13 protein-coding genes and 1 pseudogene are annotated in these 15,187 nt (G+C 61.6%); 9 read left to right on the top strand and 5 right to left on the bottom strand.

What is annotated here, in order from left to right; all coding sequences use genetic code 11:
• Window positions 1–110 precede the first annotated feature (110 nt).
• The 7 genes and pseudogenes from AC1DU8_RS10125 to AC1DU8_RS10095 all read left to right on the top strand — a co-directional run bounded on the left by AC1DU8_RS10125 (window position 111) and on the right by AC1DU8_RS10095 (window position 5,398).
• A complete protein-coding gene (locus AC1DU8_RS10125; RefSeq protein WP_457280852.1) occupies window positions 111–1,604 on the top strand; it encodes a protein adenylyltransferase SelO in 1,494 nt (497 codons plus the stop codon).
• A gap of 31 nt (window positions 1,605–1,635) precedes the next feature.
• Window positions 1,636–2,049: a peptide-methionine (R)-S-oxide reductase MsrB gene (gene msrB, locus AC1DU8_RS10120; protein WP_457280851.1), complete on the top strand. Its 414-nt coding sequence runs from the start codon at window positions 1,636–1,638 to the stop codon at window positions 2,047–2,049.
• 153 nt (window positions 2,050–2,202) lie between these two features.
• Window positions 2,203–2,829, top strand: coding sequence for a septation protein A (locus AC1DU8_RS10115; RefSeq protein WP_457280850.1), 627 nt, complete (start codon window positions 2,203–2,205; stop codon window positions 2,827–2,829).
• Window positions 2,826–3,119 carry a BolA family protein gene (locus AC1DU8_RS10110; protein ID WP_457280849.1) on the top strand — a complete coding sequence of 98 codons (294 nt, stop codon included), beginning with the start codon at window positions 2,826–2,828 and terminating at the stop codon, window positions 3,117–3,119. The genes AC1DU8_RS10115 and AC1DU8_RS10110 overlap by 4 nt, the downstream gene beginning before the upstream one ends.
• Window positions 3,120–3,219: 100 nt before the next feature.
• Window positions 3,220–4,005, top strand: a complete 786-nt coding sequence (locus tag AC1DU8_RS10105; RefSeq protein WP_457280848.1) for a peptidylprolyl isomerase — start codon at window positions 3,220–3,222, stop codon at window positions 4,003–4,005.
• 214 nt (window positions 4,006–4,219) lie between these two features.
• Window positions 4,220–4,531 (top strand): annotated as a pseudogene (locus AC1DU8_RS10100) (ribosomal protein L7/L12); the annotation flags it as partial.
• A gap of 96 nt (window positions 4,532–4,627) precedes the next feature.
• Complete coding sequence (locus AC1DU8_RS10095; protein ID WP_457280992.1) at window positions 4,628–5,398, top strand: ABC transporter substrate-binding protein; 771 nt, start codon at window positions 4,628–4,630, stop codon at window positions 5,396–5,398.
• Window position 5,399: 1 nt separating this feature from the next.
• Here AC1DU8_RS10095 and AC1DU8_RS10090 read toward each other — a convergent pair whose 3' ends face one another.
• A complete protein-coding gene (locus tag AC1DU8_RS10090) occupies window positions 5,400–5,792 on the bottom strand; it encodes a hypothetical protein (RefSeq protein WP_457280847.1) in 393 nt (130 codons plus the stop codon).
• A gap of 3 nt (window positions 5,793–5,795) precedes the next feature.
• Window positions 5,796–9,845 (bottom strand): phosphoribosylformylglycinamidine synthase, encoded by a 4,050-nt coding sequence (gene purL / locus AC1DU8_RS10085; RefSeq protein ID WP_477726693.1) that lies wholly within the window; start codon window positions 9,843–9,845, stop codon window positions 5,796–5,798.
• A 225-nt stretch (window positions 9,846–10,070) separates the two neighbouring features.
• On the opposite strand from purL, the gene map reads away from it, so the two are divergent.
• Together map and AC1DU8_RS10075 are read left to right on the top strand one after the other, a co-directional pair.
• Window positions 10,071–10,913, top strand: a complete 843-nt coding sequence (gene map / locus AC1DU8_RS10080; RefSeq protein WP_477726692.1) for a type I methionyl aminopeptidase — start codon at window positions 10,071–10,073, stop codon at window positions 10,911–10,913.
• Between the two features lie 51 nt (window positions 10,914–10,964).
• Window positions 10,965–13,556, top strand: a complete 2,592-nt coding sequence (locus AC1DU8_RS10075) for a [protein-PII] uridylyltransferase (RefSeq protein WP_457280844.1) — start codon at window positions 10,965–10,967, stop codon at window positions 13,554–13,556.
• 4 nt (window positions 13,557–13,560) lie between these two features.
• Here the strand turns inward: AC1DU8_RS10075 and AC1DU8_RS10070 are convergent, their stop codons facing one another.
• The 3 genes from AC1DU8_RS10070 to AC1DU8_RS10060 form a co-directional block, all read right to left on the bottom strand.
• Window positions 13,561–14,271: a class I SAM-dependent methyltransferase gene (locus AC1DU8_RS10070; RefSeq protein ID WP_477665994.1), complete on the bottom strand. Its 711-nt coding sequence runs from the start codon at window positions 14,269–14,271 to the stop codon at window positions 13,561–13,563.
• 86 nt (window positions 14,272–14,357) lie between these two features.
• Complete coding sequence (def, locus tag AC1DU8_RS10065) at window positions 14,358–14,897, bottom strand: peptide deformylase (RefSeq protein ID WP_457280842.1); 540 nt, start codon at window positions 14,895–14,897, stop codon at window positions 14,358–14,360.
• Between the two features lie 39 nt (window positions 14,898–14,936).
• Complete coding sequence (locus tag AC1DU8_RS10060) at window positions 14,937–15,134, bottom strand: hypothetical protein (protein WP_477702032.1); 198 nt, start codon at window positions 15,132–15,134, stop codon at window positions 14,937–14,939.
• Window positions 15,135–15,187 lie beyond the last annotated feature (53 nt).

Genomic DNA, 15,187 nt, shown 5'->3' with positions numbered 1-15,187 from the left:
TTGGTTAAATAGTGTTCAGCAAGTGGGCATCATGCCGCAGCGCACCATGACGGTCATGCGGGATTGCCCGTGAAATCACGGGTTCATGTCAGGTAGGGGACAATTTGCCGATGACCTCTGCAAACCTTCCGGCGCCCGACGATGCAGGCTCCTCTGTCGGCACCTCGCTGACCTGGAGCAACAGCTTCGCCCAACTGGGTGGTGACTTCTACACCCGCTTGCAACCGCAACCCCTGCCAGATCCCTATTGGGTCGGCCGCAGCCGCAGCATGGCGCGCGAACTGGGGCTGGGCGCAGAATGGCTTGAATCGCAGGCTGCCCTGGAAGCCTTGACCGGCAATAGCGTCTTGCCCGGCTCCGAGCCGTTGGCCAGCGTCTACAGCGGTCACCAGTTTGGCGTCTGGGCCGGGCAGCTTGGTGACGGCCGTGCCTTGTTGCTGGGCGAAATCAATACTCCGCGCGGGCCACAGGAAATCCAGCTCAAAGGCGCCGGCAAAACGCCCTACTCCCGCATGGGCGATGGCCGGGCTGTACTGCGCAGCTCGATTCGCGAATTTTTGTGCTCGGAAGCGATGCATGGCCTGGGCATTCCGACCACGCGGGCGCTGTGCGTTACCGGCTCCGACGCGGCCGTACGGCGCGAGGAGACCGAGACCGCCGCCGTGGTGACCCGCACCGCGCCAAGCTTCATCCGCTTCGGCCACTTCGAGCATTTCAGCTACAACGACCAGCATGCGCAGCTCAAGGTGCTGGCCGACCACGTCATCGACCGGTTTTACCCTGCCTGCCGCGAGGCAAAGCAACCTTATGCGGCGCTGCTGGAGGCCGTCAGCGAAAAGACCGCACACCTTATGGCTGCGTGGCAGGCTGCAGGTTTTTGCCATGGCGTCATGAACACCGACAACATGAGCATCCTGGGGCTGACCATTGACTATGGCCCGTTCCAGTTTCTCGATGCGTTTGATCCTGGCCATATCTGCAACCATTCGGACACCCAGGGCCGCTATGCCTACAACAAGCAGCCCAACATGGCCTACTGGAACCTGTTCTGCCTGGGACAGGCCTTGCTGCCGCTGATTGAAGACCAGGAGCAGGCGCTTGCAGCCCTGGAACCCTACAAAACATTGTTCCCTGAGGCATTGCAGGCCCGAATGCGCAGCAAACTTGGCCTGGCGGACGAGCAACCCGAGGACAAGGCCCTGGTGGACAACACCTTCAAACTGTTGGCCGCCAACAAGGTGGACTACACCATCTTCTGGCGGCGCCTGAATGGTTTCACGGCACAAAGCGGCCATGAACCCCTGCGTGACCTGTTCTTTGACCGGGAATCCTTCAACGCCTGGGCGCTACAGTATTCAGAGCGCCTCGCGCAGGTGGATCAAGGGCTGCGGGCCGATTTGATGCTCAAGAACAACCCGAAATTCGTTCTGCGCAACCATTTGGGTGAAGAAGCCATACGCGCCGCGAAACTAAAAGACTTTTCCGGGGTCGACACCTTGCTTGCCTTGCTGCAGGCCCCATCTGATGAGCACCCGGGGCACGAGAGCTTTGCGGATTTCCCCCCAGACTGGGCCTCGTCCATTGAAATCAGTTGCAGTTCGTAACACCTCCGCCAACTCACGCCAGGAACAGAACATGAGCACCAAGATCCAGAAAACCGACGCCGAGTGGAAGGCCCTGCTGGCAGAAAAAGGCGCTGAGCCTGCGGCCTTTGAAGTCACGCGCCACGCCGCCACCGAGCGCCCCTACACCGGAAAATATGAGGCTGTTTGGGCAGACGGCAGCTATCACTGCATCTGCTGCGGTGCCAAGCTGTTCGAATCGGAAACCAAATTTGATGCCGGCTGCGGCTGGCCCAGCTTCTCAGAGGAAGCCGTGCCGGGTGCGATTGAGGAAATTGTGGACCGCAAGCACGGCATGGTGCGCACCGAAACCGTGTGCGCCAGCTGCGGCGCGCACCTGGGCCATGTGTTTCCTGATGGGCCGTCTCCCACAGGCCTGCGCTACTGCATGAACTCCGCTTCTCTCGATTTCAAGAAGAAGGAATAGCCCCCACGGTCGCTCGCTTCGCGTAGCTTCCTGCCCCCCGAGGGGGCCGCCCGCCTGCGGCCCGGCAAGGCCGGTTCCGCGGCTCATGCTTGCTAATTCGGGACCCAACGCCAGTGAGCTCTTTCGCTTCTTTTACCCCGCGATAATCTGTTTATGAAAATTCTTTTCGACTTTTTGCCGATTGCCCTTTTCTTCGGCATGTTCAAGTACGCCGAAGGCAACAAGGACTGGGCTGCCGCCACAGCCACCGAGTGGCTGGGTTTTATGGTTTCCGGGGGGGTGGTCGGCGCGGCTGAGGCGCCCGTGCTGTTGGCCACCGTGGTTGTGATCGTTGCCACGCTGGCCCAGATCCTCTGGCTCAAGGTAAGCGGCAAGAAAGTCGACACCATGCTGTGGATCAGCCTGGGGCTGGTGACGGTGCTTGGCGGCGCCACCATCTACTTCCACAGCGAGAGCTTCATCAAATGGAAGCCTACCGTGCTGTATTGGGTGATGGGCGGTGCACTGCTGCTGGGTCAGCTGGTGTGGAAGAAAAATGGCATCAAATCGCTGATGGGCGCGCAAATGAACTTGCCTGACCCGATCTGGCGCGTGGTCAATTTCAGCTGGGTTGGTTTTTTCGCCGTGATGGGCTTGCTCAATCTGTGGGTGGCTTTCACGTTTTCCACCAGCACCTGGGTCAACTTCAAGCTGTTTGGTGGCCTCGGTCTGATGGTGGTGTTTGTGCTGGCGCAGGCGGTGTACCTGAACAAGCACATCAAACCAGGTGCCACACCATGAACGCCGGCGTTTCCAGCGCCCTGCCCGTGCGCACCCACGAGATCGAGCAGCAGCTCAAGGCGCGGCTTCAACCCACATGGCTGGAGGTGCTGGACGAGAGCGCTGCGCATGCCGGGCATTCGGGCGCCAACGCCGAAGGCTACGGTAGCCACTTTCGCATCCGCATTGCCAGCCCGCTCTTTACCGGCAAGAGCCGGGTGGCGCGCCACCGGCTTGTGTATGATGCAATGCAAAATTTCATTGATCAGGGCCTCCACGCCCTGGCGATTGAAGTCATCGAGCCACCCTGAATCTGCGCTGATTTGCCCAGGGCTCGGCACAGAGCCATGGCAACGTCAGCATGTCTTGCCAAACGTTTTCAAGCATTACCAAAAGGACTACAAAAACATCATGAAGAAACATCTGTTACTCGGCACCGCCGTAGCGGCGCTGCTGGCACTGGGCGCACAGGGCGCCATGGCGCAGAACGTGGCCATCGTCAATGGCAAGGCCGTTCCAAAATCGCGCCTGGACTCACTGGCGCAACAGGTCGCCAAGTCCGGCCGGCCAGTAACGCCTGAGATGGAAGGCCAGCTTCGTGAAGAAGTGATTGCGCGCGAAGTGTTCATGCAGGAAGCGGAAAAGCGGGGCCTGGCTTCCAGCGATGACGTCAAGGTGCAAATGGAACTGGCACGCCAGACCATCCTGATCCGCGAGCTGTTTTCTGACTTCCAGAAGAAGAATCCGGTGACCGATGTCGAGCTGAAGGCCGAATACGACAAATTTGCCGAAGCCAATGGCGGCAAGGAGTACAAGGCCCGCCACATCCTGGTCGAAAAGGAAGCCGAGGCCAAAGAGATCATTGCCAGCCTGAAAAAGGGCGGCAAGTTCGATGACATCGCCAAGAAGAAGTCCAAGGATCCCGGATCCGGTGCCAAGGGCGGCGACCTGGACTGGGCCAACCCCTCCAGTTACGTGCCTGAGTTCACCGAGGCGCTGGTCAAGCTCAATAAGGGCCAGACCACCGATACCCCGGTGAAAACCCAGTTCGGCTATCACGTCATTCGTGTAGACGACATCCGTACGGCCCAGCTCCCCTCTTTCGAGGAAGTGAAGCCGCAGATCGCCCAGCAAATGCAGCAGCAAAAGCTGGCGGCGTTCCAGGAAGAGCTGCGCAAAAAAGCCAAGGTGGAATAAGCCGCGGGGAAGCGGCCTTCGCAAACGCGGCCCATGTGGCCGCGTTTTTATTTCTGTGCTGGGCAATTGCGACCGGTGACCCCGCCTTAAAAGAGGCGTGTTTCCCGATTGACGGGAGCAGCCGGCACCGCTCCAATGGCTCACACTCTTCTGGAGGTCCCATGTCCAAGCGCATTGTTTTCCCTCAATCTTCCGCCGCACAGTCGAGCGCCGCATGAGCAACCCCGATTCTCCTTCCGCCCTGCCCGCACAGGTGCAAGAAGCACTGGACCAAGGCAACAAAGTAGAGGCGGTTAAGCGGCTGCGCAGTCTCACAGGTTTGGGCCTTCAGGAAGCCAAGGATGCGGTGGAAGCCTCGATGTGTGGCGAACCGCCTGCCGCGGGATTTGCGCCAAAGGCATTCGCCGCCGACGCACCTCTGCCCGCGCAGGTGCAGGAAGCGCTGGACCAGGGCAACAAGATAGAGGCGATACGGCGCTTGCGGGACCTGACTGGCTTGGGTCTCAAGGAGGCCAAGGATGCGGTAGATGCCGCGGGCGCCGGACCGCACGCGAGCGAGGGACCGTCCCCGGGTCAGGTGCGCAGCTCCAATGGCACATGGTGGTGGCTTGTTGCGCTGGCCATGCTGGCGCTGGCTGCTTTTGCGCTGCTGGGTTGCGTCTCTGCGCCGCCGGCTCCCGCGGCCGAATTAGCGCCTTCGGGCAAGCTCAAGGCAGCCATCAACTTCGGCAACCCCATCCTCGCGGTGAAAGATCCCGCCACCGGCGAGCCGCGGGGCGTCTCGGTGGATCTGTCGCGCGAATTGGGCAGGCGTCTCGGTGTACCGGTGGAACTCGTCACCTTCAATTCTGCTGGCAAGGTGGTCGAAGCGGTCAGGGATGCGCAGGTGGACATTGCTTTTGTAGCCATTGACCCGGTGCGCGGTGCCGACATGCTGCAGACGCCGCCCTACGTCATCATCGAAGGTGCTTACCTGGTGAAAAACGACTCCCCCATCCGGCGCAATGAAGAGGTGGACCAGGCGGCCAACCGCATTGTGGTCGGCAACGGCAGTGCCTATGACCTCTACCTGACCCGTGAGCTGAAGGCGGCGAAGCTGGTCAAGGCTCCCACCTCACCCGCCGTGACCGATGTGATGATCGCGCAAAACGTGGAAGTGGCGGCGGGAGTCAAGCAGCAACTGGAGGCCGACGCCAAACGCGTGTCGGGCGTGCGCTTGCTGCCGGGACGCTTTATGGTGATCAACCAGGCCATGGGCCTGCCTAAAGGGCGTGATGCCGGTGCGCGTTACCTGGGTGCGTTCGTCGAGGAGATGAAAGCTTCCGGCTTTGTGGCGGCAGCGCTGGCGCGCCATGGCATTGAAGGCGCTGCGGTGGCGCCGCCACACCGGTAAGTCACCAGCGCTCTTCTCTCTGCAAAAGCCAGGCGCGGCTCCAGCCAAGAAGCCCATAAAGGATGAGTCCAACACCAATGACAGGCAAGAGATAAGGCAGGTTGTGCCTGCGCGGCAAGCCGCGTGCAAGCTCCTGGAATTCCGCAAGCGACAGATTCAAGCCGCGTGCCAGAAAGAAAGACGCCGTCAGGCACAGCATGCCCACCGCGGTCAAAGCCAGGCCGTGACCGGCCTCAAGCAGGTTTCTGTCGCCCCAAAGCCAGTCCCACGCAAAAATGCCGCCACCAGCCAGCATTGCCACAGCCCACCAGGACAGGTTACCCAGCCAGGCGAGCAGCGCAACCAGCGCATAGGGAACGACGTAGGAGATGCGCCGTACCGCGTCAACACCCAAGGATCAACCCACCCACTTGCGCGCGTTGTGCCAGAGGCTCATCCACGGGCTGTGCTCGCTGCTATTGCCTGAAGTCCAGCTCTTCTGGATGTTGCGGAACACGCGCTCGGGGTGCGGCATCATGGCCGTGAAGCGGCCGTCAGCTGTCGTCACGGCGGTGAGGCCGCCGGCGCTGCCGTTGGGGTTGGCCGGATAAGCTTCGGTCGGCTTGCCATCGTTGTCGGTAAAACGCATCGCGGCAATCGCTTTGGAGGCATCGCCCCGGAAGGCGAAATTGGCATAGCCCTCGCCATGCGCGACGGCGATCGGCAGGCGGCTGCCGGCCATGCCCTGCAGGAAGATGCTGGGGGACTCCAGCACCTCGACCATGCTCAGGCGTGCTTCAAAGCGCTCGCTGCGGTTGGTGGTAAAGCGCGGCCAGGCCTCGGCGCCCGGGATGATGTCGGCCAGCTCGGCAAACATCTGGCAGCCGTTGCACACGCCCAAACCAAAGGTATCCTGGCGCGCAAAGAACGCCTTGAACTCGTCAGATAGCACCGGGTTGAAGGTCACGGAACGCGCCCAGCCGATGCCGGCGCCCAGGGTGTCGCCGTAGCTGAAACCGCCACAAGCCACGATGCCCTTGAAGTCGGCCAGCCTGGCGCGGCCGGTTTGAAGGTCGGTCATGTGCACATCGCAGGCTTCAAAGCCGGCTTCGGTGAAGACGTAAGCCATTTCCACATGCGAATTGACGCCCTGCTCGCGCAGCACCGCCACGCGTGGCCGCGCCGACAGGTTGAGCGCGGGCGCCGACAGCACTTTGACTGGATCAAACGTCAGTTGCACATGCAGGCCCGGGTCGGCGGGGTTGCCGGTGGCCGCGTGTTCAGTATTGGCGCAGTCGGGGTTGTCGCGCTGCTGGCAGATCTTCCAGCTGACCGAATCCCAGACTTGGTGCAGGTCTTGCAGTTTGGCCGAGAACACGGCCTTGGTGTCGCGCCAGACCTGGATCTCACCTTTGCCGACTTCGAGCGAGGCATGCTGTGGGCGGGTCTTGCCGATGAAATGGCTGAATTTGGAGAGGCCGTGTTCACGCAGGGTCTGCATGGCCTCGTTGCGTGCCGACGTGGCCACCTGGATGACAGCACCCAGCTCTTCGTTGAACAGCGCCTTGAGCGTGAGCTCTTCGCGGCGCGCGCCGACCTGGCTTGCCCAGTTCTTGCTGTCGCCCGTGTCCATGCGGCTGTCGGAAATGCCGTCGCCTTCGACCAGCAGCATGTCGATGTTGAGCGACACGCCCACGTTGCCGGCAAAGCCCATTTCGCAGACCGCGGCAAACAGGCCACCGTCGCTGCGGTCATGGTAGGCCATGAGCTTGCCCTCTTTGCGCAGTGCATTGATGGCATTGACGAGGTTGACCAGGTCTTTCGGGTCGTCCAGGTCGGGCACATCGCCCTCTTCCTTGTCCAGCGTTTGCGCGAGGATGGAGCCGCCCATGCGGTTCTGGCCTTTGCCCAGGTCGATCAGGATCAGGGTGCTGTCGGCTTCATCACGGTTCAGTTGCGGCGTGAGTGTGCCGCGCACATCGGGCAGCGTGGCGAAGGCGCTCACGATCAGCGAGACTGGCGAAGTGACCTTCTTGCTGTCAGCGCCGTCGCTCCACACGGTGCGCATCGACAACGAATCCTTGCCGACGGGGATCGACACGCCCAGAGCCGGGCAAAGCTCCATGCCCACAGCCTTGACGGTTTCATACAGAGCCGCATCCTGGCCGGGCTCGCCACAGGCGGCCATCCAGTTGGCAGACAGTTTGATGCGGGGCAACTCAATCGGTGCCGCCAGCAGGTTGGTGATGGCTTCGGCGACAGCCATGCGGCCTGAAGCAGCTGCGTTGACGGTGGCCAGCGGCGTGCGTTCGCCCATGCTCATGGCTTCGCCGGCAAAACCGCTGTAGTCGGCCAGCGTAACGGCGCAATCGGCCACCGGCACCTGCCAGGGGCCAACCATCTGGTCGCGGTGCGTGAGGCCGCTCACGGTGCGGTCGCCGATGGTGATCAGGAAGCGCTTGGAGGCGACGGTCGGGTGGCTAAGCACCGCAATCGCGCTTTTCTGCAGGTCCACACCGGTCAGGTCTATAGGCTTGACGATGTGCTTGACGGATTTCACGTCACGGTGCATCTTGGGCGGCTTGCCCAAGAGGACATTCATGGGCATATCCACGGGAGGTGCGGCCTCCTTGTCTGACAGCACCAGTTGCTTCTCTTCGGTAGCCACACCGATCACAGCAAACGGGCAACGCTCGCGTTCGCAAAAAGCCTGGAACTGCGAAAGTGATTCGGGCGCAATCGCCATCACGTAACGCTCCTGGCTTTCATTGCTCCAGATTTCCTTGGGCGAAAGGCCGCTTTCTTCCAGTGGCACGGCACGCAAATCAAACTTCGCACCTCGCCCGGCGTCATTCACCAGCTCAGGAAAGGCATTGGACAAACCGCCGGCGCCCACGTCGTGGATCGCCAGGATGGGGTTGGCCCCGCCCAACTGGGCACACTGGTTGATGACTTCCTGGGCGCGGCGTTCGATTTCAGGGTTACCGCGCTGCACCGAGTCAAAGTCAAGCTGGGCCGCGTTGGCCCCCGAGGCCATGGAACTGGCCGCGCTGCCGCCCATGCCGATGCGCATGCCGGGGCCACCCAGCTGGATGAGCAGGGTGCCGGCCGGGAACAAAATCTTTTTGGTCAGTGCCGCGTCGATCGTGCCGACGCCACCCGCAATCATGATGGGCTTGTGGTAGCCCCAGCGCTGGCCGCCTACGGTTTGCTCGTATTCGCGGAAGTAGCCGTTGAGGTTGGGCCGGCCGAACTCGTTGTTGAAGGCCGCGCCGCCCAGCGGACCTTCCGTCATGATCTGCAGCGGGCTGGCGATGTGCTCGGGCTTGCCATAGGACGTGGCGGCGTCGTCAAACAGCCTGGACACGGTGAAACCTGTCAGGCCCGCCTTTGGCTTGGAGCCGCGGCCGGTCGCGCCTTCGTCGCGAATCTCGCCGCCCGCGCCGGTAGAAGCGCCCGGAAACGGTGAGATGGCCGTGGGATGGTTGTGCGTCTCGACTTTCATCAGCACATGCATCAACACGTCATCCGTGGCGCTATAAGTTTGATAGCTGCTCGCGCTTTCTCCTGTTGGGCTAGAGGCCAATTTGGCATTATTTTTGGCATAAAACCGCTGGGTTTTATAACCTTCCATGACCGAGGCGTTGTCCGAATAAGCCACTACGGTGTGCTGGGGATGCAGTTTTTCGGTGTTGCGGATCATGCCGAACAGGCTTTTCTCCTGCGCAACGCCGTCAATCGTGAAGTCGGCGTTGAAGATCTTGTGGCGGCAGTGCTCGCTGTTGGCCTGGGCGAACATCATGAGCTCAACGTCGGTCGGGTTGCGTTTGAGCTGGGTGAAGGCGTTGACCAGGTAGTCGATTTCATCGGCTGCCAGCGCCAGGCCAAATTCGGCATTGGCGGCTTCCAGGGCCGCTTTGCCACCGGCCAGCACGTCGATGGTCTGTAGCGGTGCGCCTTGCAATTCGGTGAAGAGGCCGGCAGCCTGCGCGCGATCCAACATCACGCTTTCAGTCATGCGGTCGTGCAGCAGGCCGGCGACCTGCTCGCGCTGGGCATCCGTCAGGGCCGTTTTGCTGAAAAAGCCGCTTTTCAAGGTAATGCGGTACTCGGTGATGCGCTCGATGCGCTTGACGGCCAGGCCGCAGTTGTGGGCGATGTCCGTGGCCTTTGACGCCCAGGGGGAGACGGTGCCAAAGCGCGGCGAAACAATAAAGGTCAGTGCATCATCGGTTTTGCCGGCGCCTGCAGTGCAAGGATCACCATAGGTAAGCAATGCTGAGAGCTGGCCCTTGACGATGTCTGAAGGCGGTGCCTCCGTGGCAACCAGATGCACAAACCGGGCGCTGATGCCCACGATCTTGTCGTGGATGGCTTGCAGGCGGGGAAGGAGTTGCTGGACGCGGAAATCGCTGAGGGCGCTGATCCCGTGGGGTTCGCCCTCAAAAGTCGTCAGGTGCAGGGTCACGGTAGCGGTGGCCTTGTAATGGGAGGTGGGCAGCGCATGGCTGTTGGGTTTAACGGGCTAGCGTTAACCCGTAATTTTATCAGCGACTGAAGGCCTTCCCCGGTTTGCTGCCGGTGCGCCCGGGCACTTTTGCGATCCGTTCGGGCCACATTCGGGCCAAAGCCAAAGCCCCTTGGTCCCATGCTGAAAATGCATGTGCCCGGGAGCGGTGGGATAATCGGGGCCATGAGTATTACTTACAAAGATGCCGCAGGAATTGAAGGCATGCGCCTGGCGGGAAGGCTTGCTTCCGAGGTGCTGGACTACCTCACCCCTTTCGTGAAACCGGGTGTCACCACCAATGAAATAGACCGGCTGGCCCATGACTACATGACCCAGGTTCAAGACACCATTCCGGCCACGCTGGGCTATGGCCCTCCCGGTTATGTGCCTTATCCCAAGTCGCTGTGCACTTCCATCAACCACCAGGTCTGCCATGGCATTCCCAACGACAAACCGTTGAAAAAAGGCGACATTGTCAATATTGACGTGACCGTCATCACCAAGGACGGCTGGCACGGCGACAACAGCCGCATGTACCTGGTTGGCGAAGCTTCCATTGCGGCCAAGCGGCTGTGTCATGTGACCTATGAAGCCATGTGGCAGGGCATCATGCGCGTCAAGCCCGGGGTCAGGCTGGGCGATATCGGCTTTGCGATCCAGACTTTTGCCGAAAAACAGGGGTTTTCCGTGGTTCGCGAGTTTTGCGGTCATGGAATTGGCCAAAAATTCCACGAAGAACCGCAAGTGCTGCACTACGGCCGCCCCGGCACGCTCGAAGAGCTCACACCGGGCATGACCTTCACCATCGAACCCATGATCAATGCCGGCAAGCGCGATATCAAGGACGGCCCCGAGAAAGACGGCTGGAGCATCGTGACGCGCGACCACTCCTTGTCCGCCCAGTGGGAACACACCATTTTGGTGACCGAAACCGGCTATGAGGTACTGACCCTGTCCGCCGGCAGCCCGCCGATCCCGGCGTTTGTCCCGCAAAGCAGCCCTGCCCAAGCCGCTGTCAGTGCCTGAGCCAGGCGCACAGTGGCGCCCCGCGCACTTTCTGACCCTGCGAGCTCCGCGATGATCGAGCTGGCCCCGGTCCGCGAGCAATACAAAGCGGGGAAAGCCGCCCTCCTCGCCACGCTGGCCGCCAGCGGCGCCTCGTCCCGCGGCATCCACAGCCTGCTGCAAAAATTCGCCCGCCATGCCGACGCGACCCTGCAGCTGCTCTGGCAGCGGGCCGGCTTTCCGGTTTCCGCCTGCCTGGTGGCCGCAGGAGGCTTTGGCCGTGGCGAGCTGTTTCCCCATTCGGATGTAGACGTGCTGCTGCTGTTGCCGGACAGCGCCAACATCGACGGCGACCCGGCCCTCAAGGCCAAGGTAGAGAGTTTCATCGGCGCCTGCTGGGATGTAGGCCTGGAAATTGGCTCCAGCGTGCGGACGATTTCCGGTTGTGTCGAAGAAGCGGCCAAGGACGTCACGGTACAAACTTCGCTGCTTGAAGCCCGCCTGGTCGCCGGGTCCAAAAAGAATTTTCTGCAGCTGCAAAACCGGCTGGCCGTCGTGCTGGACCCGCAGGCCTTTTACGTGGCCAAGACGCTGGAGCTGCGGCAGCGCCACAACAAATTCGAAAATACGCCCTACTCGCTCGAGCCCAACTGCAAGGAATCCCCGGGTGGACTGCGCGACCTGCAGGTGATTTTGTGGGTGGCGCGCGCCGCCGGCCTGGGCAAGTCCTGGGACGACCTGGCCCGCAACGGCCTGGCTACGCCTTTCGAGGTGCGGCAGATCAAGGCCAACGAAGCGCTGCTGAGCCTGATACGCGCCCGCCTGCACCTGATCGCCGGGCGGCGCGAAGACCGGCTGGTGTTTGACCTGCAAACCGCTGTGGCCGAGTCCTTTGGCTATTCTGCGGAGGCCGACGACGGCAGCAAAGTGCCGCGCCGCGCCAGCGAGGCCGTGATGAAACGCTACTACTGGGCGGCCAAAGCGGTCACCCAGCTCAACCAGATCCTGCTGCTCAATATCGAAGAGCGGCTCAACCCCAACACCTACCCGCTGCGGCCTATCAACGAACGGTTTTTCGACAAGGCCGGCATGCTGGAGGTGGTCAGCGACGACCTGTATGCGCGTGAACCGCACGCCATTCTGGAAACCTTTTTGGTATTCGAGACAACCGTGGGCATCAAGGGCCTGTCGGCGCGCACGCTGCGCGCTCTCTACAACGCCCGCGGACTGATGAACAGCAAGTTTCGCAGCGATCCGGTCAACCGCGACACCTTCCGGCGCATCCTTCAGCAGCCCGAGGGCATCACGCATGCCATGCGGCTGATGAACCAGACCTCGGTGCTGGGCCGCTACCTCTGGATCTTCCGCAAGATCGTCGGGCAGATGCAGCACGACCTGTTCCACGTCTATACGGTGGACCAGCACATCCTGATGGTTCTGCGCAACGTGCGGCGTTTCTTCATGGCCGAGCACTCGCACGAATACCCGATGTGCTCGCAGCTCGCGGCCGGCTGGGACAAGCCCTGGATTCTTTACATCGCTGCGCTGTTCCACGACATCGCCAAGGGCCGCGGCGGCGACCACTCCGAGCTGGGTTGCAAGGACGTGCGCGTTTTTTGCCGCCAGCATGGTATTGGCGCCGAAGACTCCAAACTCATCGAATTCCTGGTGGGCGAACATCTGAGCATGAGCCGCATCGCCCAGAAGGAAGACCTGAGCAACCCCGAAGTAATTGCCGCGTTTGCCAAACGCGTGGGCAACGAGCGCTATCTGACAGCGCTCTACCTGCTGACGGTGGCCGACATCCGCGGCACCAGCCCCAAGGTCTGGAACGCCTGGAAAGGCAAGCTGCTGGAAGACCTGTACCGCTACACGCTGCGCGTGCTGGGTGGCCGCGCACCCGACGCGGATGCCGAAGTGGAGGCCCGCAAGCGCGAAGCCCTGACCACGCTGGCCCTGCACGCTGAACCTTTCGAGGCGCACAAGGCACTGTGGGATACGCTGGATGTCAGCTATTTCATGCGCCATGAGGCCTCCGACATCGCCTGGCATGCACGCCAGCTGTCACGGCATGTGGGCAAGGCCAAGGCGATTGTTCGCGCGCGCCGCTCGTCGGCGGGTGAAGGCATGCAGGTGCTGGTTTACACGCCCGACGCGCCCGATCTGTTTGCGCGCATCTGCGGCTACTTTGACGAAGCCGGCTTCAGCATCCTGGACGCCAAGATCCACACGGCGAAAAACGGTTATGCGCTGGACACCTTCCAGGTGGTCAGCCCCACGCTGGCCGACCACTACCGCGAACTGGCGGCCATGGTGGAGGCCGAACTGGATCGCACCATCGAGAACCCCGGGCCTCTGCCGCCTCCGAGTAAAGGCCGTGTGTCACGCCGGGTCAAGAGTTTCCCGATCGCTCCGCGCGTGGACCTGCGACCCGATGAAAAAGCCCAGCGCTGGCTGCTCAGCGTATCGGCCAGCGACCGGGTCGGGCTGCTCTACCGCATCGCACGGGTGCTGGCCCGTCACCGCATCAACCTGCAGCTCGCCAAGGTCAGCACCCTGGGCGAGCGCGTGGAAGATACATTTTTGATCGATGGACCGGAGCTGCAGCACAACAAGGCACAGATCGCGATCGAGACGGAGCTCCTGGAAGCGCTCAATACCTGAAGCTTCAAGCGACTGGTTTCCGCAGGTATTGCAACAGACGCCCCTTGTAACTGCCGCCGGCAGGCAATTTGGTCACGCGCGTCTCAGTGCGCGAATAGCCCAGTGCATCCATTTTTCGATTGAAGCTGGCCCGGTTGCCGCGGTCCGGATCGACAATCAGCACTTCGGTGTGCGGCAGCGCATGCAGCTCGATGAACTGCGACAACACCTCCGGCTGGCCACGGTCATACAGCACATCGCTGCCGATGATCAGGTCAAAGCGTTCCAGCAGCGGATTGGCGCGCGACCAGTTGCCCGTCTGATATTTCATTGCAGGCAAGTGGTTGAGTTTGAGGTTTTCCAGCAGAAATTGCGCCGCCAGCGGATGACAGTCGCTCGCCGTGATGTCGCCACCGCGGCGATGCACAACAAGGCTGGCTAGCGCCAGGCCGCAACCGAGCTCCAGAATGCGCTTGCCTTCCAGTTCAAAGGTCAGCATGGCATGGGCCAGCACACGGCCCGAGGGCCAGAGCAAACCGAATATAGGCCAAGCCGACGAGGAAATGCCTTCGCGTTCAGCCTCGCCGAGGGGATCATGGAATTGCTGGCGGTCCAGCAAGGAACGCAGTTGCAGGTCGTCGCCGCTGCCGCTCACGGTTTCAAATTTCAGCTGGTAGGGAGGTGGCGAAGCAGCTCCGGTGATGGAAACTGCTCCCGAGACGGGAGCGTGCGACATCCGGAAGCTTTCCTTGCGTACAACACGCTCTGGCGGGGCGAAATAGCCCTCGATCAGCTTCAGTGTACCCTTCGACGTTCCCGCGGTCAGTCGTCGTCCGACGCGTCCAGTCCGGGGAAAAGCACCTCGGTAAAGCCAAACTGGCTGAAGTCGCGGATGCGCATGGGATAAAGCTTGCCAATCAGGTGATCACACTCATGCTGCACTACTCGCGCGTGAAAACCGTCTACCGAACGCTCAATCGCATCACCGTACTGGTCAAAGCCGCTGTAACGAATTCGCGAAAGGCGCGGGACCAGGCCGCGCAAACCGGGTACGGAAAGGCAGCCTTCCCAGCCGCCCTCTTCTTCAGGCCCCAGGGGCGTGATCAAGGGGTTCAGCAAGACGGTGCGGGGCACTACCGGTGCATCGGGATAGCGTGGGTTGACCGTGTCAGTCCCGAAAATTACCAGTTGCAGGTCGACCCCAATCTGTGGGGCTGCCAGGCCGGCACCGTTGACAGCGCGCATGGTATCGAACATGTCAGCAATGAGCAGGTGCAGCTCGTCGGTGTCGAAGGCGGTCACGGGCTGAGCCACGCGCAGCAGCCGCGGGTCGCCCATTTTGAGGATTTCGCGAATGGTCATGCGCCAATTATCGTGGCGCAGGGCCTTATCGGGGAAGTTTTAGCGCCAATGCCGATAGCCCCAACCCCGGTAATAGCCGGGCGCGGGAACCACCACCACGGGGGCCGGCTCCACGTAGACAGGGCGGGCCGGGTAAACAGCCACCGGACGTGGGGCAATCGGCGCCACCACGCAGCCAGACAGCAAAACAACCAGGCCGGCGGCCCCTGCCAGGGCAGAGAAACGTTTGTAATTCATGAAAAGCTCCTGTGTGTAGAGATCTTTTCAACGTCTGGCGTAGCCGCCTGGCG

It is taken from the genome of Polaromonas sp. P3_A5, assembly GCF_056403055.1.
This window is presented reverse-complemented; position numbering and strand designations above follow the sequence as displayed.